At 62.8% G+C, this 24,552-nt stretch carries 24 protein-coding genes; 7 read left to right on the top strand and 17 right to left on the bottom strand.

The window, feature by feature from the left end; translation table 11 throughout:
• Positions 1-65 precede the first annotated feature (65 nt).
• The 4 genes from FNB15_RS17500 to FNB15_RS17515 all read left to right on the top strand — a co-directional run bounded on the left by FNB15_RS17500 (position 66) and on the right by FNB15_RS17515 (position 4,048).
• Positions 66-2,402, top strand: coding sequence for an ATP-binding protein (locus tag FNB15_RS17500; RefSeq protein ID WP_144257950.1), 2,337 nt, complete (start codon positions 66-68; stop codon positions 2,400-2,402).
• A 63-nt stretch (positions 2,403-2,465) separates the two neighbouring features.
• On the top strand, positions 2,466-2,819 hold the full coding sequence (locus FNB15_RS17505) for a response regulator (protein WP_425460319.1): 354 nt from the start codon (positions 2,466-2,468) through the stop codon (positions 2,817-2,819).
• Positions 2,820-2,904: 85 nt separating this feature from the next.
• Positions 2,905-3,696 carry a DUF4394 domain-containing protein gene (locus FNB15_RS17510; RefSeq protein ID WP_144257952.1) on the top strand — a complete coding sequence of 264 codons (792 nt, stop codon included), beginning with the start codon at positions 2,905-2,907 and terminating at the stop codon, positions 3,694-3,696.
• Positions 3,697-3,700: 4 nt separating this feature from the next.
• Positions 3,701-4,048 (top strand): cupredoxin domain-containing protein, encoded by a 348-nt coding sequence (locus FNB15_RS17515; RefSeq protein ID WP_144257953.1) that lies wholly within the window; start codon positions 3,701-3,703, stop codon positions 4,046-4,048.
• A 54-nt stretch (positions 4,049-4,102) separates the two neighbouring features.
• Here the strand turns inward: FNB15_RS17515 and gloA are convergent, their stop codons facing one another.
• The 16 genes from gloA to rpsB form a co-directional block, all read right to left on the bottom strand.
• Positions 4,103-4,543 carry a lactoylglutathione lyase gene (gloA, locus tag FNB15_RS17520; protein ID WP_144257954.1) on the bottom strand — a complete coding sequence of 147 codons (441 nt, stop codon included), beginning with the start codon at positions 4,541-4,543 and terminating at the stop codon, positions 4,103-4,105.
• A gap of 40 nt (positions 4,544-4,583) precedes the next feature.
• Positions 4,584-5,789, bottom strand: coding sequence for a lipid-A-disaccharide synthase (gene lpxB, locus FNB15_RS17525; protein WP_144257955.1), 1,206 nt, complete (start codon positions 5,787-5,789; stop codon positions 4,584-4,586).
• Entirely contained in the window at positions 5,779-6,621 is an 843-nt protein-coding gene (locus tag FNB15_RS17530; protein ID WP_144257956.1) for an LpxI family protein, read from the bottom strand. The genes lpxB and FNB15_RS17530 overlap by 11 nt, the downstream gene beginning before the upstream one ends.
• Positions 6,605-7,405 (bottom strand): acyl-ACP--UDP-N-acetylglucosamine O-acyltransferase, encoded by an 801-nt coding sequence (lpxA, locus tag FNB15_RS17535; RefSeq protein ID WP_144257957.1) that lies wholly within the window; start codon positions 7,403-7,405, stop codon positions 6,605-6,607. The genes FNB15_RS17530 and lpxA overlap by 17 nt, the downstream gene beginning before the upstream one ends.
• 7 nt (positions 7,406-7,412) lie before the next feature.
• Positions 7,413-7,883 carry a 3-hydroxyacyl-ACP dehydratase FabZ gene (gene fabZ / locus FNB15_RS17540; protein ID WP_144257958.1) on the bottom strand — a complete coding sequence of 157 codons (471 nt, stop codon included), beginning with the start codon at positions 7,881-7,883 and terminating at the stop codon, positions 7,413-7,415.
• Entirely contained in the window at positions 7,876-8,907 is a 1,032-nt protein-coding gene (gene lpxD, locus FNB15_RS17545; protein ID WP_144257959.1) for a UDP-3-O-(3-hydroxymyristoyl)glucosamine N-acyltransferase, read from the bottom strand. The genes fabZ and lpxD overlap by 8 nt, the downstream gene beginning before the upstream one ends.
• A 3-nt stretch (positions 8,908-8,910) precedes the next feature.
• A complete protein-coding gene (locus FNB15_RS17550; protein ID WP_144257960.1) occupies positions 8,911-9,483 on the bottom strand; it encodes an OmpH/Skp family outer membrane protein in 573 nt (190 codons plus the stop codon).
• A gap of 15 nt (positions 9,484-9,498) precedes the next feature.
• Positions 9,499-11,832 (bottom strand): outer membrane protein assembly factor BamA, encoded by a 2,334-nt coding sequence (bamA, locus tag FNB15_RS17555; RefSeq protein ID WP_246068721.1) that lies wholly within the window; start codon positions 11,830-11,832, stop codon positions 9,499-9,501.
• 49 nt (positions 11,833-11,881) lie between these two features.
• Positions 11,882-13,018, bottom strand: coding sequence for an RIP metalloprotease RseP (gene rseP / locus FNB15_RS17560; RefSeq protein ID WP_144257961.1), 1,137 nt, complete (start codon positions 13,016-13,018; stop codon positions 11,882-11,884).
• An 18-nt stretch (positions 13,019-13,036) separates the two neighbouring features.
• Positions 13,037-14,257: a 1-deoxy-D-xylulose-5-phosphate reductoisomerase gene (locus FNB15_RS17565; RefSeq protein ID WP_144257962.1), complete on the bottom strand. Its 1,221-nt coding sequence runs from the start codon at positions 14,255-14,257 to the stop codon at positions 13,037-13,039.
• On the bottom strand, positions 14,248-14,955 hold the full coding sequence (locus FNB15_RS17570; protein WP_144257963.1) for a phosphatidate cytidylyltransferase: 708 nt from the start codon (positions 14,953-14,955) through the stop codon (positions 14,248-14,250). The genes FNB15_RS17565 and FNB15_RS17570 overlap by 10 nt, the downstream gene beginning before the upstream one ends.
• A gap of 11 nt (positions 14,956-14,966) precedes the next feature.
• Positions 14,967-15,701, bottom strand: a complete 735-nt coding sequence (locus FNB15_RS17575; RefSeq protein ID WP_144257964.1) for an isoprenyl transferase — start codon at positions 15,699-15,701, stop codon at positions 14,967-14,969.
• A gap of 1 nt (position 15,702) precedes the next feature.
• Entirely contained in the window at positions 15,703-16,224 is a 522-nt protein-coding gene (gene frr, locus FNB15_RS17580; RefSeq protein ID WP_221932848.1) for a ribosome recycling factor, read from the bottom strand.
• 81 nt (positions 16,225-16,305) lie between these two features.
• On the bottom strand, positions 16,306-17,028 hold the full coding sequence (gene pyrH / locus FNB15_RS17585; protein WP_144257966.1) for a UMP kinase: 723 nt from the start codon (positions 17,026-17,028) through the stop codon (positions 16,306-16,308).
• A 181-nt stretch (positions 17,029-17,209) separates the two neighbouring features.
• Entirely contained in the window at positions 17,210-18,133 is a 924-nt protein-coding gene (tsf, locus tag FNB15_RS17590) for a translation elongation factor Ts (protein WP_144257967.1), read from the bottom strand.
• Positions 18,134-18,241: 108 nt separating this feature from the next.
• Positions 18,242-19,033: a 30S ribosomal protein S2 gene (rpsB, locus tag FNB15_RS17595; RefSeq protein WP_144257968.1), complete on the bottom strand. Its 792-nt coding sequence runs from the start codon at positions 19,031-19,033 to the stop codon at positions 18,242-18,244.
• Positions 19,034-19,340: 307 nt separating this feature from the next.
• On the opposite strand from rpsB, the gene FNB15_RS17600 reads away from it, so the two are divergent.
• Positions 19,341-20,663, top strand: coding sequence for a pentapeptide repeat-containing protein (locus FNB15_RS17600; RefSeq protein ID WP_144257969.1), 1,323 nt, complete (start codon positions 19,341-19,343; stop codon positions 20,661-20,663).
• Between the two features lie 57 nt (positions 20,664-20,720).
• Positions 20,721-22,067, top strand: a complete 1,347-nt coding sequence (locus FNB15_RS17605) for a pentapeptide repeat-containing protein (protein ID WP_144257970.1) — start codon at positions 20,721-20,723, stop codon at positions 22,065-22,067.
• Here FNB15_RS17605 and FNB15_RS17610 read toward each other — a convergent pair.
• Positions 22,064-23,305 (bottom strand): MFS transporter, encoded by a 1,242-nt coding sequence (locus FNB15_RS17610; RefSeq protein ID WP_144257971.1) that lies wholly within the window; start codon positions 23,303-23,305, stop codon positions 22,064-22,066. The two genes, FNB15_RS17605 and FNB15_RS17610, sit on opposite strands and share 4 nt — an antisense overlap.
• 170 nt (positions 23,306-23,475) lie before the next feature.
• On the opposite strand from FNB15_RS17610, the gene FNB15_RS17615 reads away from it, so the two are divergent.
• Complete coding sequence (locus tag FNB15_RS17615) at positions 23,476-24,528, top strand: HlyD family secretion protein (protein WP_144257972.1); 1,053 nt, start codon at positions 23,476-23,478, stop codon at positions 24,526-24,528.
• Positions 24,529-24,552 lie beyond the last annotated feature (24 nt).

A 24,552-nucleotide genomic window follows, 5' to 3' on the forward strand; every position in this document is an offset into this window, starting at 1 on the left:
GCTCGAAAATCCGGTCGAACATCAATACCATTGCAGACTGTCGCCGCCGCCAACCCGGACCCGTCATGCACCTGAGTGTGCGCCTTAAACTGGCTGCCGCCTTTGCCATCTCCGTCCTGACCGCCGCCGGTCTCGGGCTCGCGGCATTCTGGGCGGTGCAATCGGTCGGCGACCTGGTGGTGCGTCTGTATGACCAGCCGCTGATGACCATTAATTACGCCCGGCTGGCGCAAACCAGCTTCGTCACCCAGGAATTGCTGACGCGGGAAATCGCCGCCGCAAGCCACGTCGTCGACAGTGGCCAGCATGCCGAGGACATCCGCGACCGCAACGAGGATTTCATTTCCGATATCGCCGTTGCTGAAGAGCGTGGTCTCAATCCCGGCATCCGCAAATACGGCGAGGAAATCCGCACGCTGAACGGATTGTGGGTGGATGCAGCCCTGCGCGCGCTGGAACACCCCCCCGAAAGCCGCGAACGCGTGGAACTGCTGCAGACCCGTGAAGCAATTGCCGGCGAGATCACCGAGGCTCTGGAAATCCTGACCCAGCTCGCCGCCGAAGACGGTTTTGTCTTTCGCAGCGAGGCCGAGGAAACCATCCAGCAGACCAAAGACCGGACGCTGATGATGATCGCCGCGCTGGCCGTCGTCATCATCGTCGTCTCGCTTCTGTTGATCCGTAATATCGTGGTGCCGCTCGGCACGATGACCAGCGCGATGTTCCGCCTGGCCAAGGGGGAAACCGGGCTGAGCCTGCCCAAGCTGAAACGCCAGGACGAAATCGGCCGGATGGCGTCTTCGCTCCGCGTGTTCCGTCAGGCCATGGAAGACCTGCAGATCGCCCGTGAGCGGGCCGAGGCGGCAACCAAGGCCAAGTCGGAATTCCTGGCGATGATGAGCCACGAAATCCGCACCCCCATGAACGGCGTACTCGGCCTCACCCGCCTGCTGACCAAGACGCCACTGAATCCCGAACAGCGCAACCTCGCAGGCACGGTACTGGATTCTGCCGAGGCACTGCTGGTCATCCTCAACGACATTCTCGACTTCTCCAAACTGGAAGCTGGCCGGGTCGATGTCGAAAAGATCGACTACGACCTCAATCGCGTGGTGTCGGCCTCACTAACCCTGATGCGGAATCGGGCCGAGGAGAACGGCCTGCAGATCAATGCCGATATCGACCCGCATCTGCCGCGCTATCTGATCGGCGACCCGAATCGCCTGCGACAGATCGTTCTGAACCTGCTCGGCAATGCCATCAAATTCACCGAGCGCGGCCGGGTCGATGTGGTGGTGCGCGCCGAGCATGACGCGCAGAATGCAACGCCGACGATCCGCTTTGAAATCCGCGACACCGGTGTCGGAATTTCAAAGGAAGGCCTCGCCAAACTGTTCGGCAGTTTTGCCCAGGCCGACTCATCGATTACGCGCCGCTTTGGCGGCACCGGGCTCGGCCTTGCGATCTGCAAGCGCCTGGTCGAGGCGATGGACGGCAATATCGGCGTCGAGAGCGAAGTCGGCAAAGGCAGCACCTTCTGGTTCCGCCTGCCGCTGATCGCCGGTGCCGAGCCGCTGGCCGTGCAGAAAGGTGTCGATGAAACGCCTATGCCGCCCCTGCGCATTCTTGTCGCCGAGGATAATCCGGTGAACCGCAAGGTGGCTGCCGGTATACTGATGGAGCAAAAGCACCAGGTTGCCTTTGCCGTCAACGGCAAGCAGGCCGTCGAGGCGGCATCACAGGCCGAACCGCCGTTCGACGTTATCCTGATGGATGTGCATATGCCGGAGCTGGACGGGATCTCCGCCGCACGCGCCATCCGCCGGTTGCCCGAGCCGCACCGCGACACCCGGATCATCGCCGTCACCGCGTCGCTGAGCCACGATGGCGTGCAGCGCTGCCTGGCTGCAGGCATGAACGATTATGTCGGCAAACCAATCGTGCCCGAAGCGCTGGACCAGGCGATACGGCGCGTCATGGGATTTGCGACTGGCGCCCAGCTTGAGGGCATGGAACCGGTGCCGTATGGCGGCCCGGAAGGCGAGTTCGATGGCACGCCCTTGGAAGACCTTGTGCGCGACCTTGGCGCCGAGATGGCGGTCGATCTGATTTCGACCTTTATCGAATTGACCTCGGAGATGAGTGCCGGGCTGGCGGATTTCGCCACGGATCAGGATTGCCACCGCATGGCGGAGCTTGGCCATAGCCTGAAAAGCTCCGCGGCCAGCCTTGGCCTGCGGGAAGTTCAGCGACTGGCTACGGGTCTGGAGCAGTCTGGCCTCGCGGGCGACGTGGCGACCGTAAATGAGTACACTGAGGCATTGAAGCTGGCCCTCGAGTCTGGGATAGCATGGTTGCGTGGCCGGAGTATGGAGCTGCAGCAGGGCGCAGCCGCGGGATGAAATATGCTGGATAACAAACTACCTGGCTTGGAACTTTTGCGCGTGCTGCTCGTAGAGGACGACATGTTCGCCCAGCGCCTCGCTGCCAGCGTATTGCGCCAGCTTGGCGTGCGGGACCTGACCATCGTCAAGGATGGCCAGGCCGCTATCGATCTGCTGGGATCTTCCCAGATTCAGTTCGACCTGATTGTGTCGGACTGGAATATGCCGAAAGTGACCGGCCTCGACCTGCTGAAACATGTCCGGAAAACCTGGGTCAACATGCCCTTCCTGATGTTGACCGGGAATGCGAACGAGGAGTTCGTCATCACCGCACGCGAGAACAAGGTTGACGCCTATGTCATCAAGCCCTTCTCGGCCGGCCAGCTGCAGCAGAAACTCGCCGTGATGTTCAATATCCGGCTGCCGGGGACCTGATTTTCCCGCCTGCCCTTGACCGGGCTGTCATCCAGTCTACTAGTTCTTCCGTATAAGCTGAGGATTCACCCCTCCTGGAGGAACAATGCGTATCGCCGCCACAGCCGCCCTTAGCGCCTTCACCCTGCTCGCCGCCGCTCCCGCCCTCGCCCTCGACATGGCCGGCCTGACCAGCCGTAACGAGCTGCTGCTGTTCAGCGACAAGACCCCTGGCAAAACCAAGACCGTCGCGATCACCGGCGTGGAAGGCAAGCTGCTGGGCATCGACGTGCGCCCGGCCGACGGCAAGCTCTATGCCCTGGGGCATGACGGCACGCTCTACACGGTTGATGCCGCCAGCGGCGCGGCGACCCGCAAGTCAAAGCTTTCGGTTGGGCTGGATGCCATCGACCATCTGGTGGTCGACTTCAATCCGCAGGCCGACCGGCTCCGCGTGATCGCCTCGACGGGCCAGAACCTGCGCGTCAATGTCGATACCGGGCAGACCGTGGTGGACGGCAAGCTGTCTTACCGCCCGCAGGACCGCAATGCCGGCAAGCCGATCGGTGTCTACGCCGGCGCCTATATCAACTCCTACGCCGGCACAACACAGACCCAGTTGTTCGACATCGACAGCCTGAATGGCACCTACGTGGTGCAGGACCCGCCGAATGACGGCGTGCTGCGCACCGTGGCACCGACCGGAACCAAGCCGGGCACCATCGTTGATTCGATCGATATCTACACAGATGCCAAGGACGAGTATGCCGGCTTTGCCGTGTCGGAAAACCGGCTGCATCGCTTCGATGTGGCAACCGGCAAGGTCGGCAAGGGCAGCGCCATCGGTACCGGCAAGATCACCGTGATCGACATTGCCGTGCTGACGCCCCGTCGCTGACCCGATGCGTAAAGGACATGCAATCTTTGCCGCACTGTTCGGCCTCGCACTGGGCGGTGCTGTGGGGCTGTATGCTCATCTGGCCGAAGCCCAGACCGGCACCGTGATCGTTCAGCAGGGCATCGCCTTCAAGCCCGGCAAAGCCACTGTGAAAGCCGGTGGCCAGATCACCTTCCGCAATGAAGATCCGTTCGGGCACAATGTCTATTCGCCCAGCAAGGGCGGCATCTTCGACATCGGCCTGCAGCAGCCGGAGTCTGAAACCGCCGTCGTCTTCAAGGAGGCTGGCGAATACGTCATCCAGTGCCGCATCCACCCAAAGATGAAAGCGACCATAACGGTCACGCCATAAAAAAAGCCCGGCCCGGAAATTGATCCTGGCCGGACTTTTCCTTATCCGCCGGTCTCAGACCGGCTTGCGTTCGATCAATTCGATCTTGTAGCCATCCGGGTCTTCGATGAAGGCGATCACGCTGCCGCCATGCTTCATCGGACCGGGCGGGCGCGGAATCTTCACGCCGGCTTCCTCCAGCACTTTGCAGACGCCATAGATATCCGGCACGCCAAGTGCGAGATGTCCGAAACCGGTGCCGATAGTGTAGGGCTCTTTCTGTCCCCAGTTATGGGTCAGCTCGATCACCGTGTTGCTCTTCTCGTCGCCATATCCGACGAAGGCAAGGGTAAATTCGCCCGAAGGATAATCGGTCTTGCGCAGCAGGGTCATGCCGAGTTTTTTGACATAGAAGTCGAGCGACTTCTCCAGGTCCAGCACGCGCAGCATGGTGTGCAGCATCTGGAAGCTGCCCGCTTGCACGGCGGCTTTGGTGATGGGGGCGGTTTCATTCATTGGCAGTCCTCCGAGGCTGGGTCGGCAATGATATGGGCATTCAGGCTGCCGGTGGCAACCGTTTTGCGGCCGCGGCCAGCACGGCGCGCGCAGCCCGATGTGCCGGTGGCACCGGATCGTCAGCCCCGAGCTGTGCGGCCACGGCAGCGCAGCCATCGATCTGACGTTGCCGCGCGGCCGGATCGGTCAGCAGCTGCAGCAACACCGGCGCGATCTTCTCCGCTGTGCAATTCTCCTGCAGGAATTCCGGCATCACGACGCGCTGCTGCAGGATATTGACCAGCCCGACATAGGGAATTTTGATGAAGCGCCGCATGATCGCCGCGGTGATCGGGTTGACCTTGTAGGCCAGCACGGTCGGCGTACCGGTGAGGCCAAGCTCCAGCGTTGCCGTGCCGGAGGCAGCCAGCGCGACCTCAGCCGCAAGCATCGCCGCGTTCCGTTCGGGTGCGGTCTCCAGCACGGTCGCCGGGAATGGCAAAGAAGGCAGCGCGGCCTTGACCGCATCGGACACCGTTTCCACCGTGGGGATCACGAGGTGCAGCGAGACACCGGCTGTCTTTACATGCTGCAGAACCTCAGTAAAGACCGGTAGCAGTTTCGTCACCTCGCCCTTGCGGCTGCCCGGCATCAGGGCTAGCAGCCGTGCATCGGCAGGAATGCCATGGCGCTGGCGAAACCCCTGCCCGGCGGCTTCCGCAGTCGCTTCCGCCTTGCGGGCTGTCACCAGCATTTCGACGGCAGGATGACCAACGAAGGTGGTGGGCAATCCAACGACTTCGAAATACGGCGGCTCGAACGGCAGCAGTGCCAGCAGATGGTTGCACAACTGAGCCAGCCGCCGCGCACGTCCGGGCCGCCACGCCCACACAGTGGGCGCGACATAATGCACGATGGGAAAGCTGCGAACCACCAGCCGCTGCATCACGCGCTTGGTGTAGCCCGGGCTGTCGATGGTCACGAGCACATCGGGCGATTCAGCCAGCACGAATTTCGCAGCCTGGTCGATGCGGCCAAGCAGGAAGCGTGCTCTGGGCAGGAGTTCGACCAGGCCCATCACGGCCATGTCGGCGATCGGAAACAGGCTGCGCAGTCCCTCCGCTTCCATCAATGCGCCGCCGGTACCGATGAACTCGACACGGTCACCGGTTTCGGCGCGCAGCGCACGCATCAGGCTGGCGCCAAGCACGTCTCCCGAAGGCTCGCCGGCCAGCAATGCGACGCGCAGTCTGCGCTCATCCACCATGGCGCAATCCGATCAGGAACAGGCCAAGACGGTCCGCGGCACCGGACGTAGCTGCGGCATCGACCATCAGGGCAGCGCCCGCTTCGATGGCAATACCGGCAAGGCCGGCTGCGGCCGCATTCTCTACAGTCGTTACGCCGATGGTCGGCAGATCGACCCGGCGATCCTGCTGCGGTTTGGCGCATTTCACCAGCACGCCGCCGCGGGCTGCCGGCTCAGCCGCCATGCGTCGCAACAAAGCGTCAGTGCCGGAGTCATCCTCCAGGCCGACGACCCTGCCCTGTGCGGCGACTGAAGCCTGCCCGCGGTCATCGGCGCCAAGCTTCCGTGCTGCAGCCAGTGCCGTCGCCACGTCGGCTGTCTGTCCGGCAGTCGGCTGTCGGCTGCCGTAGTTTTTCTCCCGCACCAGCAGGGACGCCATCAGCGCATCGGCACCGACCGGACGAAAACCTTCGCGCTCGAAAGCATCGACGACGACACGCAGGATGGCATCGTCCCCAGTCAGCGCGGCTTTCAGAAGCCTGGGTAGCAGCAGAGCGCCCTTCAGGTCGGGTTTTAGCGCAGAGAAGTCGGGCTTGGTGACGCTGCCGCAGAGGCAGACATCCTGTACATTGGCCGCCTTCAGCGCCTTCATCAAAGCGCCGACCTGTGGCAGATCGAACCAGCCATGCTCTACGCCACTGACGGTGTCAGGCGCACAGAATCCATTCAGGGCGGCGATGTAAAGAGGTCTGCCTTCAGTGTGGCAGGTATCGCGGATCAGGGCCGGAATCTGGCCGCCTCCGGCGATCAGCCCGAGTTTAGGCAGCCCGGAGTCAGGCAGCGGCGCCATCTTGCGGCTGGCAGACGCCGCGCTTGGAGGCGTTCCGGATGAAGTCGACCAGCTCCTGCACGACGACAACACCGGCGAACTTCACAGCCACATCGTCGAGCCGCTTGCTCATTGTGTCGCCTCGCGCGAAGACCGCTTCATAGGCCTCGCGCAGTTTGCCGATATCTTCGCGCTCAAACCCGCGGCGCTTGAGGCCGACAAGATTGAGACCGGTGAGATGCGCGCGGTTGCCAATCACCATGCCGTAGGGAATGACATCCTGCTCGACGCCGGACATGCCACCTATCATCGCATGCGGCCCGATGCGGCAGAACTGGTGGATCGCAGCCAGGCCGCCGACGAAAGCGAAATCGCCGACCTCGATATGGCCGGCGAGAGTGGCATTGTTTGCCATGACGATGTTGTTGCCCATCTGACAGTCATGCGCCACATGCGCACCGGTCATGAACAGGCAGTTATCGCCTACCTTGGTCAGCATGCCGCCGCCCTCGGTGCCCGGATTCATGGTCACGCCTTCGCGGATCACATTGTTCTTGCCGATCACCAGACGCGACGGTTCGCCCTTGAATTTCAGATCCTGCGGCGCATGACCGACGGATGCGAATGGAAAAATCCTGGTACCGCTGCCGACGGTGGTGATACCGGCCACCACTGCATGGCTGAGCAGCTCGACGCCATCCGCCAGTTCGACCTGCGCGCCCACCACGCTATATGGCCCGATGCGAACATCGGCCCCCAGTTTGGCGCCGTCTTCGACGATCGCAGTCGGATGGATCTTTGCCATGCTCGGCTTACTTCCTGTCGAGGATCATGGCGGAGAAGATCGCCTCGGCGGCGAGCTTGCCATCTACCATCGCCTTGCCCTCAAATTTCCAGACCGCACCACGCTGCTTGATCGCGGCAACATGGATATGCATCTGGTCGCCCGGGGTGACCGGCTTGCGGAACCGTGCTTCGTCAATGGTCATGAAATAGACCAGCTTGCCTTCGGCTTCCTTGCCCAGACTGTGCACCACGACCACGGCGGCAGTCTGCGCCATTGCCTCGACGATCATCACGCCCGGCATCACCGGCTGGGTCGGGAAATGGCCAGTGAACTGCGGCTCGTTGATCGTGACATTCTTGATGCCGATCGCGCTCTTGCCGACCCTCAGGTCGACCACACGATCGATCAGCAGCATCGGATAACGATGCGGGATCATTTCCATGATCCGCAGGATATCGATGCTCTCCACGCTGACAGCTGCCTCAGCTTCACTCATTGTCCGCACCCTTCTTCTGCGCCAGGCGCCTGAGTGTGGCCACCTGACGGAAATATTCTTTCACGCGGGCGGCCGGGATTCCGAAATGGCTTTCGCCGGCCGGAATGTCCGTCATCACGCCCGATTTCGCACCCACCCGCGCACCGGTGCCAATCTTGAGATGGCCGGCGACGCCACTTTGCGCGGCCAGCACGACGAAATCGCCGAGCTGGGTGGAGCCGGCCACACCGGCCTGGGCAATGACGATACAGCCACGGCCCATGGTCACGTTGTGCCCGATTTGCACCAGATTATCAATCCAACAGCCCGGCCCGATCACGGTATCAGGACCCGCGCCGCGGTCGATGGTGCTGTTGGCGCCGATTTCACAATCGCTGCCGATCTGCACGCGGCCAAGCTGCGGCACTTTCACATGGCCGGCCGGGTCCGGCGCAAAGCCGAAGCCATCCTGGCCGATGCGAACACCAGGATGCAGCAGCACCCGATCGCCGATCAGGCAATGGCTGAGCGTCACCTGCGCGCTGATCCGGCACTCCTTGCCAAGCACCACGTTGCGGCCGATGACCGTACCGGCGCCGACCATCGAGCCCGCACCAATCTCAGCCCCGGCTTCGATCACAGCATGCGCGGCCACGGACACGCCATCGCCCAGACGGGCGGTCGGTTCGACTACAGCGGTCGGATGAATTCCGGGCACGGCCTTGGGCGCGGGATAGAACAGCTGCGCGACCCGGGCGTAAGACAGATACGGCTTGGGCGACAGCAGCAGGATCACGCCCGCTGGCGCAAGAGCGGCATGTTTCTCATGCAGGATACAGGCGCCGGCCTTGGTCTGTGCGAAGGCGTCCGTGTATTTCGGATTGTCGAGAAAGGTGAGCTGACCGGGACCGGCCTGATCGAGCGTCGCAACATCGTCGACCGTGCACGCCGCCATGGCCGGATCGGCAAGGCGGGTACCACAGCGCTCCGCCAACTCACCCAGTGTGAATGGCCCGGCCCGCTCGAAGAAGCGCGGATCCGCCATCCGTTATTTCCCGGCGGGCAGGTTCACTTTGACGGTCGGCAGGCGCTGATCAAGGCGCTTCAGCACTTCCGGCGTGATGTCGATACTGTCGCCGATGAAGATCTGAACCTGCGCGCGATCAAGCACCATGTTGAAACCACGCTCCGTGGCGAGGCTCTTCAGGATCTCGATCACCTGAACAGTCACCTGCTCACGCACGCCATTCAGCATCTTTTCCAGCGACTGCGACCGTTCCTGGATGCGCTTCTGCAGTTCGACCACCTTGGCCTGGAAGGCCTGGCGACGCTGCTCGAAAGCTTCCGGCGACAGCACGGAGCGCTGGCGGGCGATCTCCTGCTCTTCGGCGCGCAGCTTCTCTTCTTCCTTGGCGATTTCCGACTGGAAATTGAAGCGGAACTGCTCGAGTTGCTGGCGGGCATTTTTCAACGCGGCAGCTTCGCGATTCACCCGCTGGCTGTCGATCACCGCAATGATTGCAGGCGGAACCTTGCCGCCGGCCTGTGCCAGCGCGAGACCGGGCAGCGCCGATGCGACCAGCGCGGCCAGTGCGATTACGGTTTTGATGACGGACTTCATAACTGTCAAACCTTGCTAAAAGCGAGAACCGAAATTGATACGAATAACTTCCGTCTCGTCATACTTTTCCTTGACGATCGGGAAGCCGAAGTCGACACGGATCAAGCCGAGTGGCGACTTCCACTGTACGCCGGTGCCGATCGCAACACGGATGCTGGTGTCATCCACCACTTCAACACCAGAGTCCGGTGTATCCCACAGGCTGCCAGCAATCGCGAACAGCCGACCCTTGATGCCGAACTCATTCGGCAAGCCGATTGGGAACATCATATCGGCTTCGCCGGTGTAATACTTGGTGCCGCCAAGCGCGTCCTTGGTGGTGATATCACGAGGACCGATACCGCCCGTCTCGAAACCACGGAAACTGTCGCCACCGACGAAGAAGCGGTTTGGCAGGCGCACATCGTCGCTCAGCCCGTTGATCATGCCGAGCTCAGTGGCAAAGGACAGCACTGTTTCGTCGGTCAGCGCAAAGTATTTCGCGGCATTGACCACGTTCTTCACATAGTGCTCGGTGCCGCCAATGCCGGCAAATTCCTGCGACAGCCTGACAAAATAGCCGGAGGTCGGGTCGATCTTGTCGTCACGCCGATCGTAAGTCAGCGCATGTCCGATGGCCGAAGTGACATAGCTGCCTTCCTGCGCCCGGATGAAGCGGGAAGCAGAGACCTCAATGTTATCAATCTCATCCTGACGGATACGATAATAGACCAACTGCGACAGATTCTCTGTAATCGGGTAAGCCAGACGTGGCGTCAAGGACGTGGTCGTCTGGTCGAGACTGCTGCGTTCCGTGTAGTCCGTGCGACGACGGAGTGCATCGACGCCCGCCGCCAGTTCGCGGTCCAGGAAGTATGGCTCCGTAAACGACGTGTCGATCTGCTGGCGGCGCGTCGACAGGCTAAAGCCAAGCTTCAGGTCCTGGCCCCGCCCAAGCAGATTGCGCTCGCGGATCGAGATATCGCCGAGCACGCTTTCCGTCGTCGAATAGCCAACACCAAAGGATAATTCGCCGGTCGACTTTTCAGTAACTTCGGCTGTCAGCACAACCTTGTCCGGCGAACTGCCGCGGCTCTCGCTGATCTCCACCTTTTCGAAGAAGTTCAGGCCACGCAGTCGGGTCCGGGTACGGCGCAGCTTGGCCGAGTTGAAGGCATCACCTTCGGCCAGGCGGAACTCACGGCGCACCACTTTGTCCAGCGTGCGCACGTTGCCAACGATGTCGATCCGCTCGACAAAGACGCGCGGGCTTTCGCCGACACGGTAAGTCACGTCGATGATGCGCTTCTCGCGATCCTTGTTGACGTCAGGCCGAACATCGACGAAGGCATAACCGAAACGACCGAGCTCGGTCGTGATATCCTGAATTGTTTTCTCGACAAGGTCAGCGTTGTAGACCTCGCCGGTCTTGGTCCGGACGAAGTCGCGCACCTGCGCGCCGTCGACGCCCTTGATCTCGCTGACCACATCCATCTTGCCAAAGCGGTAGCGGTCGCCCTCTTCCACCGCGAAGGTGAGCATGAACTTTTCACGATTGGGCAACAGCTCGGCGACGGCGTTGGTCACCGCAAAATCAGCATAACCCTTGCTGAGATAGAACTTGCGGAGTTTCTCACGGTCGAAAGTGACGCGATCGGGATCGTAGCTGTCGTCAGAACTCAGGAAGCGCCACCAGGCGGTTTCCTTGGTCTGGATCTGCTCGCGCAATTGCGAGTCCGAGAAGCGCTCGTTGCCGATGAACCGGATGCGGCTGACGCCGGTCACCGGGCCTTCGACGATCTCGAAGACAAGGTCGACGCGGTTTTGCGGCAGCTGGATCACTTTCGGCTCGACGGTGGCGGCAAAACGGCCGCTGCGGCGATAAATCTGCTGGATGCGTTGCGTATCGGCCTGCACTTTGGCGCGGGTATAGACTTGGCGCGCCTTGAGCTGCAGTTCGCTGCGCAACTGCTCGATCTGCATGCGGCGATTGCCTTCGAACAGAATGCGGTTGATCACCGGGTTTTCGGTGACACGCACGATCAGCGTGCTGCCCTGCATGCGCAGATTCACGTCCGCGAACAGCCCAGTGGCGAACAGCGCCTTCAACGACTTGTCGGCTTCGACGCTCGAATAGGACGAGCCCGGCTGCAGGGTCAGGTAATTCTGGATCGTTGACAGTTCGATACGCTGGTTACCCTCAACCACGATGTCGCGAACAGTGCCGGCCACGGGCTGGCCCTGCCCCTGCGCCAAGGTCTGCCCGGGGGCCTGTGCCTGCGCCGGCATATGGCAAATGAAGACGGCAGTCGCGAAAACGGCAGCCAGAATACCCCGGCGCAACCGCCGCAGCAGATCGTGTTGGATCATACCCGCCACACTTCCCATCGAATGCAGACCGCCCCTCACTTAGCCGGATTCACGAGAAAAGCCCAGTGAGGAAATTGAAAATGGGCAGGCGATTCAAGTCGTTCCAAGTGGCGAACAGGAACAGCGACATGACCAGGGCAAAGCCGATGCGGAAGCTGTATTCCTGGGCCCGCTCACCCAAGGGGCGCCCGCGTACGGCCTCATAGGCGTAAAACACCAGGTGGCCGCCATCCAGCATGGGGACCGGGAAAAGGTTAATCAGGCCGATAGCGACCGAAAGCGTAGCCATCAGGGAGACCAGGCCGAGCCAGCTGGACTTGGCGACATCGCCCGACATCTTGGCGATGCCGAGCGGGCCGCTGAGCTGATCGCCGGATTCCTTGCCGTTAATGATCCGGCCCAGGTAGGTGAAGGTATTGGCCACCACCAGCCAGGTCTCGCGCACGGCCTGAATGACGGCAGTGCCCGGGTCGTGGCGCACGAAATCGACACCGGAGGTCCGGATACCGATCTGGCCAACCCGCTGCGTCCCGCCTGAGCCGTCCGGCACGTCGACGCGCAACGGCACGACCGTCAGGCCGATTTCGCCGCCATCGCGCAGCACGCGGAGCATGATCGGCGTCTCGGCGCGCAGGGCAACATAGGCGCGCAGTTCTTCGAAGCGCTGAATCTCGGTGCCGTCGGCGGTCAGGATGCGGTCGCCCGCGCGCAGACCGGCGTTTTGCGCTGCACTGCCGGGTACCACATCGCCCACCACGGGCGGCGTGAACGGCTGGCCGACCAGGCTGAACAGCGCGGCGTAGATCAGGATGGCGAAAATAAAGTTCGCGATTGGGCCGGCTGCGACGATGGCGGAGCGCTGGCCCAGCGTCTTGTGATGGAACGACACGCTGCGCTCTTCGGCGCTCATCGTGGAAACAGCGGCATTGTCCGTGGTCGACGCGGCATCTGCGTCGCCAAAGAACTTCACATAACCGCCCAGCGGCACAGCGCTGATCTTCCAGCGCGTGTTGTGCTTGTCATACCAGCCGAAGAGTTCCGGGCCGAAGCCGATCGAGAAAACCTCGACGCGCACACCGCAGCGGCGCGCCACCCAGTAATGACCCAGCTCGTGCACGAAGACGATGATCGTGAGGACGACCACGAACGGAATGATGTAGCCGGCAAGATTGGTAACGAAATCCATGGCACCTCGGCTGCCGGCCTAACGCCGGTTGCGTCCTCTTGTTTGCACCCGCACCACCCGGTCGTCATCCGTCGGGTCGATCAGATGCGCCGCATAGCGACGTGCCGCGCCGTCGGCTTCGTGGACCGCGGCGAGTTCACCAAGCGGGCCGCTCGGAACCCGGCTCAGTGTCTGCTCGACGATCCTGGTGATGTCGAGAAACCCGATCCGACCGTTCAGGAAGGCGTCGACGGCGACCTCGTTGGCTGCGTTCAGGATAGTAGGGGCGCTGCCCCCGCTTTGCAAGGCTTGCCGTGTCAGGTTGAGGGCAGGAAAACGAGCAAAATCAGGGACTTCAAAGGTGAGTTTGGCAATCGCGGCCAGATCTAGCCGTGCCGCCGGCGTCGGCATCCGGCCCGGCCAGGCGAGCGCCACCGCGATGGGGGTTCGCATGTCCGGGGTGCCGAGTTGAGCCAGTACCGAACCGTCCACATAGGAGACCATGCTGTGGATCACCGACTGGGGGTGAATCAGCACCTCGATCTTCGCCTCGGGCACCGAGAACAGGAAGCTGGCCTCGATCAGTTCCAGCCCCTTGTTCATCAGGGTGGCTGAATCGACAGAAATCTTGGCGCCCATGCTCCAGACCGGATGGGCGATCGCCTGGGCCGGGGTCACATCGCGCATGTCGCCCAGGCTGAGCGTGCGGAACGGCCCGCCGGACGCGGTCAGGATGACCCGGTCGACGGTCTCGGGGGCGTCGAAGTCAAAAACCTGGAAGATCGCGTTGTGCTCGGAATCGACCGGCAGGATGGTGGCGCCATGCAAAGCCGCCTCGCGCATTACCAATGGGCCGGCACAAACCAGGCTCTCCTTGTTAGCCAGCGCCACGATGGCGCCGCGCCGGACTGCGGCCAGCGTCGGTTCAAGTCCGGCCGCCCCCACGATCGCGGCCATGACCAGATCGGCCGGACGATCCGCTGCCTCGACGATCGCCTCCACGCCTGCAGCCGCTTCTATGCCGCTGCCGGCCAGACGCTGACGCAATTCAGGCAGCAGAGCTTCGTCACCGATCACTGCGAGCCTCGCCTTCAGGCTGAGTGCCTGTTCGGCCAGCAGTGTGACGTTGCTTTGCGCCGTCAGCGCCTCGACGGGAAAACGTTCGGGCTCGCGTGCGATCAGATCGACCGTCGAGCAGCCAACCGATCCGGTCGAGCCCAGGATAGTGACGCGGCGGGTCGCGGGCGTCGTCAGCCCCATAGCATCCTCCCCGACAGCAAATCCCAGGCCGCGATGAAGGGCGCGGCAAACAGCAGGCCATCCATGCGGTCCAGCACGCCGCCATGTCCGGGAATGAGCTGGCTGGAATCCTTGGCGCCGAAATAGCGTTTCACGGCAGACTCTGTGAAGTCACCGGCCTGCGCCACCACGGCCACCAGCGCCGCAAGCGCGGCCAGCGTCAATGCGGGCATGGCGGGATCTATGCTGGCGACGAGGCCGCCTGCAATCCCCGCAGAGACCATGCCGCCCAGCAGACCGGCCCAGGTCTTGTTCGGCGAGATGCGAGGGATCAACTTCGGCCCGCCGATGGTGCGCCCGGCGAAATAGGCGCCGGTATCGGTGGCCCAGACCGCACAGAGCAGCCAGAAGACGATGTGACGGCCGATCTCCGGCGTCTGCCGCAGCCAGATCAGCGCGGCGCATGGCAGGACGACATAAATCAACCCGAGCAGCATCCAGAGCGGCCCGCGCGTCCATGCCGCAGGCTGCGTCACGGCCTGTGTCGTTGCCGCCGGCCGCGGGAAACGCCACCACTCCCACAACATCGCGACACCGGCCAGCACGATCAGCGCGTTGAATGCGATCCCGCCGATCCAGGCGGCGCCAACGCCGACAGGCAGCATCACCGCCGCCGAAAGAATGCGGAGTTGCAGACTGCTGAGCGGACCTGAAGCCATGCGGATTGCGATTACTCGCTGGCGCCGTAGCGACGTTCGCGGCGCTGGAACTCGATGACGGCGTCGGCGAGGTCCTGCGCCGAGAAATCGGGCCACAGCTTGTCGATGAAGATCAGTTCGCTGTAAGCCGTCTGCCAGAGCAGGAAGTTCGACAGCCGCTGTTCGCCGCTGGTGCGGATCACCAGATCGGGATCCGGAATGCCGGCCGTCTCCAGATTGTTTTCCAGCACCTGCGCCGTGATCTCGGACGGCTGCAGCTTGCCGGCCGCCACCTGCTCCGCGATACGCCGCGCCGCGGTGACGATTTCATCCTGGCCGCCATAACTGAGCGCGATCGTCAGAGTCAGCGTGCGGTTATCGCGCGTCTTGGCTTCTGAATCAGCAATCAGCTGCACGATATCAGGCGCCAGCTTAGTGCGGTCACCGATCATGCGGATGCACACGCCGTTGCGCCACAGGTCATCCAGCTCGCGACGGATGAACAGGCGCAGAAGGTCCATCAGGCCCGCCACTTCGGTTTCCGGACGCTTCCAGTTCTCGGACGAAAACGCGTAGAGCGTCAGATACTCGATGCGCAGAGTGCGGCAGGCGCGCACAATGTCACGCACCGTATCGATCCCCTGCCGATGCCCCAGATTGCGCGGCAAACCGCGCGCCTTCGCCCAGCGGCCGTTACCATCCATGATGATGGCAACGTGGCGCGGCGGCGATGGCGCAAGCGCCTGCGATGCAGCGGGCTGAGACATGCTAAACCTGCAGGACCTCCTTGGTCTTCTGCGCAAGCATCTCGTCGATCTTCTTGGTCGCGTCGTCGGTCAGCTTCTGGATCTCTTCCTGATACATCTTGACGTCGTCCTCACCGAGGTCGCCGTCTTTCTCCGACTTTTTCAGATTGTCCATGCCGTCGCGTCGCACGCCGCGCACCGCCACCTTGGCCTGCTCGGCATACTGGCCGGCAACCTTGGTCAGTTCCTTGCGGCGCTGCTCGTTCAGCTCGGGAATCGGAATGCGGATCAGAGTGCCATCGGCCTGCGGATTAAGGCCCAGACCGCTGGCGGTGATCGCCTTCTCGACGGCCTTCACGTTGCTCTTGTCCCAGACCTGCACGCTGATCATGCGCGGCTCGGGAACGCTCACGGTGCCGATCTGGTTGATCGGCATCATGCTGCCATAAACCTCGACGCGGACGGGGTCGAGCATGCTGACGCTCGCGCGTCCGGTGCGCAGGCCGACAAATTCCTGCTTCAGCACGTCGATCGCCTTGCCCATGCGCCGTTCGATGTCGTCAATATCCGGTTCGGCCACTGCCTGCTCCCGTCTTTTTTCTTAGATATATCAATAGCTAATGGCTTATTCGCCGATGATGGTGGTACACCGGCCGGTGCCGGCCAGCACTTTGGCGAAGCCGCCTGCCTCGTGCAAGGAGAACACCAGGATCGGAATACGGTTTTCACGCGCCAGGCTGATCGCCGAGGCATCCATTACTTTCAGGTCCTGCTGCAGGACATCAAGATAAGTGAGTGTCTCGTAGCGGGTGGCCGTCTTGTCCTTCTTCGGGTCGGCGCTGTAGACGCCATCCACCTGCGTGCCCTTCAGCAGCGCATCACAGCCCATCTCGGCGGCGCGCAGCGCGGCGGCGGTATCGGTGGTGAAGAAAGGATTGCCGGTACCGGCAGCGAAGATCACCACGCGGCCCTTTTCCATATGACGGATCGCGCGGCGGCGGATATAGGGCTCGCAGACCGTGTCCATGCGGATGGCAGACATCACGCGGCTCGGCACGTCGTGGCTTTCCAGCGCATGCTGCAGCGCCAGCGCGTTGATCACGGTTGCCAGCATGCCCATATAGTCGGCCGAAGCGCGCTGCATGCCTTGGGTGGCACCAGCGACGCCGCGGAAAATGTTGCCGCCGCCGATCACCAGACAGACCTCGCCGCCGAGCTGATGCACTGCCTTGATCTCGGCGGTGATGCGGTCGACCGTCTCGAAATCGATGCCATAAGGGGTCGGGCCCATCAGGGCTTCGCCCGAGCATTTCAGCAGGACACGACGGTATTTCATGGTCATGGACATTCCTCGGACGGCGTCCTTGGCGGCGGGGCTGCCAAGGGATGACGGAAAAGCGCGGCGATTCTGTGGCAAAGGTTATACCACGGCCGGTCCGGGCTGGCAGGCCGCCCAGCCGGACCGGAGCCGCAGCAGGCATAAAAAAGGGGGGCAATGCCCCCCTTTTCCGTAATTCTGCCGCAACCGGTCAGCCGGCCATTTTCGCCACTTCGGCGGCGAAATCGTCGGCCTTCTTCTCGATGCCTTCGCCGAGCTGGAAGCGGACAAAACCGGTCACCTCGATCGGTGCGCCGGCATCCTTGGCGGCCTTCTCCACGGCCTTGCCCACCTGGGTCTCGCCGTCGATCACGAAGGTCTGCTCGAGCAGCACCACTTCCTGATAGAACTTGCGGATACGGCCTTCCACCATCTTGGCGATGATCTCGGCCGGCTTGCCCGAGGCAGCGGCCTGATCGGTCAGCACCTGACGCTCACGCTCCACCAGGGTCTGATCCAGATCCTTCGGGCTCAGCGACTGCGGATTGGCAGCGGCGATATGCATGGCCAGCTGCTTGCCGATCTGCTCCAGCACTTCACGCTTGCCGGTCGACTTCAGCGCAACCAGCACGCCCAGCTTGCCCAGGCCATCGGCCAGCGCGCTGTGGACATAGGATACGACCACGCCGCCGTCGACGGTCAGCTTCTTGGCGCGACGCAGCGTCATGTTCTCGCCGATGGTGGCGATGGCATGAGTCACTTCGTCCTTCACGTTGCGGCTGCTGCCCGGGAAGGCGGCGGCTTCGATCGTGGCAACGTCGTCGCCCGCGCTCAGCGCCACGGCGGCAACACCGCTCGCCAGCGCCTGGAACTGCGGGTTGCGACCGACGAAATCGGTCTCGGAGTTCACTTCGACGATGGCGCCGACGTTATCCTTCACGGCAACGGCGACCAGGCCTTCAGCGGCCACACGGCCAGCCTTCTTGGACGCGGCCGAGAGGCCCTTCTTGCGCAGCCAGTCGATGGCCGCATCCAGATCGCCACCGGTCTCGCCCAGCGCCTTCTTGCAATCCATCATGCCCGCGCCGGTCTTCTCGCGCAGGTCCTTCACCAGGGCCGCAGTAATCTCAGCCATGCAATTTCTCCAATGTCATTGAACCGTCTTGAACGGTCGTGTCACAGAAACGGCTGCGGCGCCCCGTCGGAATCGACAGAGGCGCCGCGACCGCAATGGAATTCAGGCTTACGCCTGGGCCGCAGCGCCTTCGGCTTCCGCCTGCGGAACCTGTTCCACCGGCAGATCGTCAGACGCGCCAAGATCGGCGCCAGCGGCAGACAGGTTGTCATCCACGCCGCTCAGCACGGCGAGCGAGAACAGATCGCAGTACAGGTTGATGGCGCGCAGCGCGTCATCGTTGCCCGGCACCGGGAAGGTGATGCCCTGCGGATCCGAGTTGGAGTCGAGGATCGCGACGACCGGAATACCCAGCGTGCGGGCTTCGGCGATGGCGATGTCTTCCTTCACCGTGTCGATCACGATCATGATGGCCGGCAGGCCGCCCATGTCCTTGATGCCGCCCAGCGCGCGATCAAGCTTCTCGCGCTCACGGGTCAGGTTCAGCACTTCCTTCTTGGTCAGGCCGGCAGTGCCCTGCTCGCCCGAACCCAGCAGTTCTTCCAGCTCCTTGAGGCGCTTGATCGACTGGGAGATGGTCTTCCAGTTGGTCAGCATGCCGCCGAGCCAGCGATGGTTCACGTAGTACTGGCCGCACTTGGCGGCAGCTTCCGCAATCGCTTCCGAGGCCTGGCGCTTGGTGCCGACGAACAGCACCTTGCCGCCGCCGGCAACCGTGTCACGCACGGCCTGCAGGGCGCGATGCAGCAGCGGAACGCTCTGCTGCAGATCGATGATGTGAATATTGTTGCGATCTCCGAAGAGATACGACTTCATCTTCGGATTCCAGCGATGAGTCTGGTGTCCGAAATGGACGCCAGCTTCGATCAGCTGACGCATGGTAAAGCTCGGCAGGGACATCCTATATCCTTCTCCGGTTGGGCCGCCGCAGGCACGTCCATGATTCCGTCGTGGGTGGAACCGGGACACCGGAACGCTGCATCGGGATGTCTCCCCGATAACCGCGCACGCCTGCGTGTGGGTTTGAGTGGGCGCGTTTTAGACGGTTCGGGACGGCATTGCAACCGGCTTACGGAACCCTCCGGAGCCCCGCCCGCCCCGCCTCGCTGGCAGAGGTCGCATTAACCCTGCTCCTGACGGGTTATCAACACATTTTTCCGTGCCCTGACAAATACATACTGGCGCCCTAGGGGCGCGGCATGATCATATGCCGGCCATGTCGGACCCGGTGGTGCATCAGAAAGATCTGGACCCCCTGATCGCCGGCCACGAGCGCTTTGCGCGTGGCATGCGGGGTGGTCTCAGGCTCAACCTGCAGTTTCGGGACGCTTCGGGCCTCAACTTCGCCAACCGCGATCTGCGGGAAGCCGCCATGGTCGGCGGTCGATTCAATGCGGCCGTCTTCAAATTCGCCAAGCTGGGCGGCGCCAATTTCTACGGCGCGAGCCTGGAAATGGCCGACCTCTCCTCCGCCGACCTGACGCGCTCCGATCTGCGCGGCGCCATCCTGCGCGGCGCCATCCTGGAATTCGCTGACCTGTCAGGCGCGGACCTGCGTGACGGCCGGCTGCTGCGACCCGACGAGGACGGCAATCTGGTGCCGATTTCAGTGGGCGGCGCGGTCACCGAAAAAGCCCATATGACCCACTCCAAGCTGGTCGGCGCCAAGCTCGGCCGCCTGATGAGCCAGCAGGCCGATCTGAGTCACGCCAACCTGGCCAATGCGCGGCTGATCGATGCCGACCTGTCCAATTCCGACCTGCGCGGCGCGATTTTCGTCGGCGCCGACCTGACCAACACCAACATGAGCGGCTGCACCCTGTCTGGCGCGGTGCTCGCTGGCGCCATGCTGAATGGCACCAATTTCGATGGTGCCGATCTGGCTGGCGCGTTCTTCCGTCAGAACGAAATGCGCGATGCCCGGCTGTCTGGCGCAGTGCTGCCCAAGACAATTTCCGAACTCGAAAAGCCGCTGCAGATCATCCTGCGCGAACATCTGACCTGGGCGGATTCCCTCGGCGCCAAGGGCCGACGTGCCGATTTCAGCCGCATCGACATGTCGGGGGTCAAGCTGGCCCAGATCGACCTGTCGGCCGCCCTGTTCATCCAGTCGACGCTGGTGGAGGCCGATTTCGGCAGCGCCACCCTCACGATGTGCGATTTCACCGATGCCATGCTGCTGAACGGACAGTTTTCCGGCGCCGATATGCGCGGGGTCAAACTCAGCGGCGCGAACCTGATCGGCGCCAATTTCCGCGGCGCCCGGCTGTCACCCATGCCTATCTCGACCCTGCATGGCAAACGCTGGCATGCCAATCTGGAGAATGCCAATCTGAGCCAGTCCAATCTTAGCGCCTGCGATCTGGAAGGCGCCAATCTGACCCGTTCCATTCTGATGCATGCCGATCTGCGCGACGCCAATCTGAAAGGCGCCAATTTCCGCGGCGCCGACCTGACCGGTGCGGATTTGCGGGACGCCCAGGTTTCGGGGGCCGACTTTACCGGCGCCAGCGGCGTCAACCTGTCGTGAACCATTGCCCCCTATGCTAGGCTGGCCACAAAAGAACCCGAGACAGACCCCGCGAGCATGAACAACCCCGTCAAGGTTATTGCCCAATACGAAGTGGACGAGATGTTCGAGTCCCACGCCAACTACGTGCGTGGCGTACGCGGCGGCAAGCGGATGGTGCTGCATTTCCGCGATGCCTCACGCGTCGATTTCAGCGGCAAGGAACTTACCTCGGCCGATTTCGTCGGCAGCAAGCTGAACTATGCCGACTTCAGCCATGCAGCCCTGGTGGGCTCCTCATTCTTCGCCGCCGACATGCAGGGTGCCGATTTTCGCCGCGCTGACCTGACCAAGGCCGATTTGCGCGGTGTGAACCTGCGTAACGCCAATCTGGAAGCGGCCAATCTGACCAATGCCGATATCCGCGATGGCGTACTGCTGCGCCCGGATGAGGACGGCAACCTGATTGCCGTGCTGAAACGCGCCACCTCGATTGATAACGCCAAGATGGCGGGCGCCAATCTCACCTCCGCCAAGCTCGGCAAGGTGGTTGGCCGCAACACCGATCTCAGCAACTGCAATTTCTCCAACGCCAAGCTGAACGGCGCGGATTTGTCTGGCTCAAATCTCTCCGGATGTTTGTTCACCGGCGCCGACCTCACCGCGTCCAATCTCTCGCATTGCATCCTGCATGGTTCCGTACTTGCAGGCGCCGTGCTGAACGAGACGAATTTCGAGGGCGCCGATCTGACGGCAGCCTACTTCCGCCCGATCGATCTGCGCGACGCCGACGTCACCAAGGCGATCATGCCGCGCAGCCTTGAGAGCCTCGACCGCTCGCTGCAATTCATCGTGAAAGAGCATCTCACCTGGATCGAGACGCTCGGCAAGCAGGGCATGCGGGTGGATTTCAGCCGCTACGATCTTTCCGACCTCAAGCTGACCAACATCAACTTCTCGGCCGGCGATTTCTCCTACGCCATCCTGCGCAACACTGATTTCTCCGGCTCGCGTTTCGTGCTGTCGGACCTCCGTGGCGCGATGATGCTGAATGCCAATTTCGCCACCTGCAACCTGCAGGGCGCGAAGTTCGACCGTGCAATCATGACCAACGCCGACTTCCGCGGAGCGAAGCTCTCCACCGTCAGCATTTCCGGCGCGATGCATCGCCGCCAGTCGGCCTCCCTGCAGGAATGCAATCTCACGCAGGCCAAGTTCCAGGGCGCGGACCTGGAAGGCGCGGTGTTCAACCGTTCGATCCTGACCCTGACCGATTTCCGCAGCGCCAATTTGCGCGGCTGTTCTTTCCTGGATGCCGATCTGACCAATGCCGATCTGCGCGGCGCCGATCTGGAAGGCGCCGATCTACGTGGCGCCATCGGCTTCAAGCTGCCGAAGCCCACCGTTCAGAAGGCTGAAGACTAGGCGGCGACGCCCTCCTCCTCCATTGCCGGGGGCAAAGCCGTCAGCGCGGGCATCTGCGACAGCAGAATGACGGCGAGTTGCACGCCATAGCCCGCGACCGCCAGCCAGATCGCTGCCTCCAACCCAAATCTCTCACCGACCACACCGCCGACCAGCGCACCGAGCGGCCGCATGCCCAGTGTCGCCACCTGCTGTATCGCGCTGACGCGGCCGATCAGCCGCAGCGGCACGATGGCCTGACGCAAGCTGGTCTGGCCTATGGTCCACAGCATCGGACCGAAGCCGAACAGGAAGAAACCGGTCAGCAGCATGGCGAATGCCGCGTCGTCGCGCAGCATCGTCGATGCGCCGATGGCCAGGGCCGCGAACAACGATGTCGCCGGCCCGAGAATGATCATGATTCCAAGCCGCAGTCGCGCATGAATCGTGGGTGCCGCCAGTGCGGCCAGCAGCATCCCCAGCCCCTGCGCGCCGAGCGCGATGCCGACCTGCGCCGGCGTCAGCCCCAGCGTGTTGACCGCGAACAGCACGAACACCGCCATCAGCACGAACCAGCTGAAATTCCATGCCATCGCACAGCCGGCAATCGCACGCAGCAGCGGGTGCCGCCACACCACCACAAGGCCTTCGGCCAGCGCGCGACGGATCGGTGGCCGCGCGGTGACGGGAAGATCGCGCCGCATGCCCGGTGACAGCATCAGCAAGACCGCCATCGCCGAGGTGACCGCCGAGACCGCCAGCGCCCAGGCCGGCGAGGTCCAGCCGGCAATCGCGCCGGCAATGCCCGGCCCGAGAAACACGGCGGCCGCGCGGGTAAATTCGATCTTCGCATTCGCCGCCGGCAGGCCTTCGCGCGCCACGATGGCCGGCAGATAGGCCTGCGCCGCGACGTTGAACATCACCGTGCAGGCCGACAGGGCAAAACCCAGCAGCCCGAGGCTGACCAGATCGAGCCATCCGGCAAAGGCGAGTACCGGCACCAGCACCAGCAGCAGCGCGCGGCCGGCTTCGCTGCCGGCCATCAGCAGGTGGCGCGGCATGCGGTCGGCCCAGATGCCGGCCACCAGCGAGAACAGCAGGAACGGCAGGGTCTGGACTGCACTCAATGCCCCCATGGTCTCGGCCGTGGCACCCAGGGTGAGCGCTGCCATCAGCGGGATCGCTGCCATGGCGAGTTGCTCGGCCCCGTTGGCAGCCAGATTGGCAAAGGACAGGCGATTCAAGGGGTTGATTGGCATGATTCGGCTCCGGTTCAGGCCTTTGGATACGCCCGGGCGGGCTTTCGAAACTATCCGGGCCTTGCGCAGCCATTCCCTGTGACCGGGATCACGGGTGCTCGGTTATTTCATGGACAGATCCGTACAGTAATTCTATTGATGACCTCGCCTCCCTTCCCCGGAACCCGACCATGACCAAGAAAAAAGCCGTCCTCTCCGCTGTCGCTCTCGTGGCTACCGCCGGTGCCGCCTATGGCGCCTGGCACTGGTGGAGCTACAGCCGCTTCATCGAAAGCACCGACAACGCCTATATCGGCGCCGACATCACTGTCGTCGCGCCGAAAGTGACCGGCTACATCACCAATATGGCCGTGACTGACAACCAGCAGGTCAAGGCCGGCACGGTTCTGTTCGAGATTGATGCCAGCGATTACCGCGCCAAGGTCGCGCAGGCCGCCGCCGCCGTACAGGCGCGCCGCGCCGCCATCGACGTGATCGACCGCCAGATCGCCAGCCAGCATGCCGCCATTGCCGAAGCCGATGCCTCGCTGCGCAGCACCCGCGCCGATCAGCAGCGCAGCGACGAGGATCTGAAACGCTATCGCGCGCTCGCCGCATCCAACTACGTCTCGAACCAGAAGCTCGAAATCGCCCAGACCGACCAGCGCAAATCGAGAGCTGCCGTCGACCGCGCCGAAGCGGCACGCACATTGGAGCAGAACCAGACCGGCGTGCTGCAGGCCAACCGCGCACAGGCCATGGCGCAGATCGCCCAGGCCGAAGCCGATCTCGCCGCCGCCAAGCTTGATCTCGACAATACTGTTGTGCGCGCCGCCGTCGATGGCGTGATCGGCAACCGCACCGGTCAGACCGGCCAGTATGTGAAGCCCGGCACGCAGATCATGGTGATCGTGCCGACCGACGAGCTTTACGTTGTCGCCAACTTCAAGGAGACACAGCTGAACGGCATGAAGGCCGGCCAGAGCGCCACTTTGCATGTCGATGCCTTCCCCGATCTGGCGATCAAGGGCCGCATCGACAGCTTCGCACCGGCATCGGGCGCCAAGTTCAGCCTGCTGCCGCCTGACAATGCCACCGGCAACTTCACCAAGATCGTGCAGCGCGTGCCGGTCAAACTGATGCTCGACAAGGCCGAGGGTAATCCGCCGCTGGTGCCCGGCATGTCGGTGGTGGTCGATATCGACAAGCGCGGCACCGCCGCCATGCAGACCGCCGCGCGCTAAGCCTATGTCTGCCTCAGCAGCGAC

Origin of the sequence: Ferrovibrio terrae (assembly GCF_007197755.1) — a bacterium.
GTDB lineage: Bacteria > Pseudomonadota > Alphaproteobacteria > Ferrovibrionales > Ferrovibrionaceae > Ferrovibrio > Ferrovibrio terrae.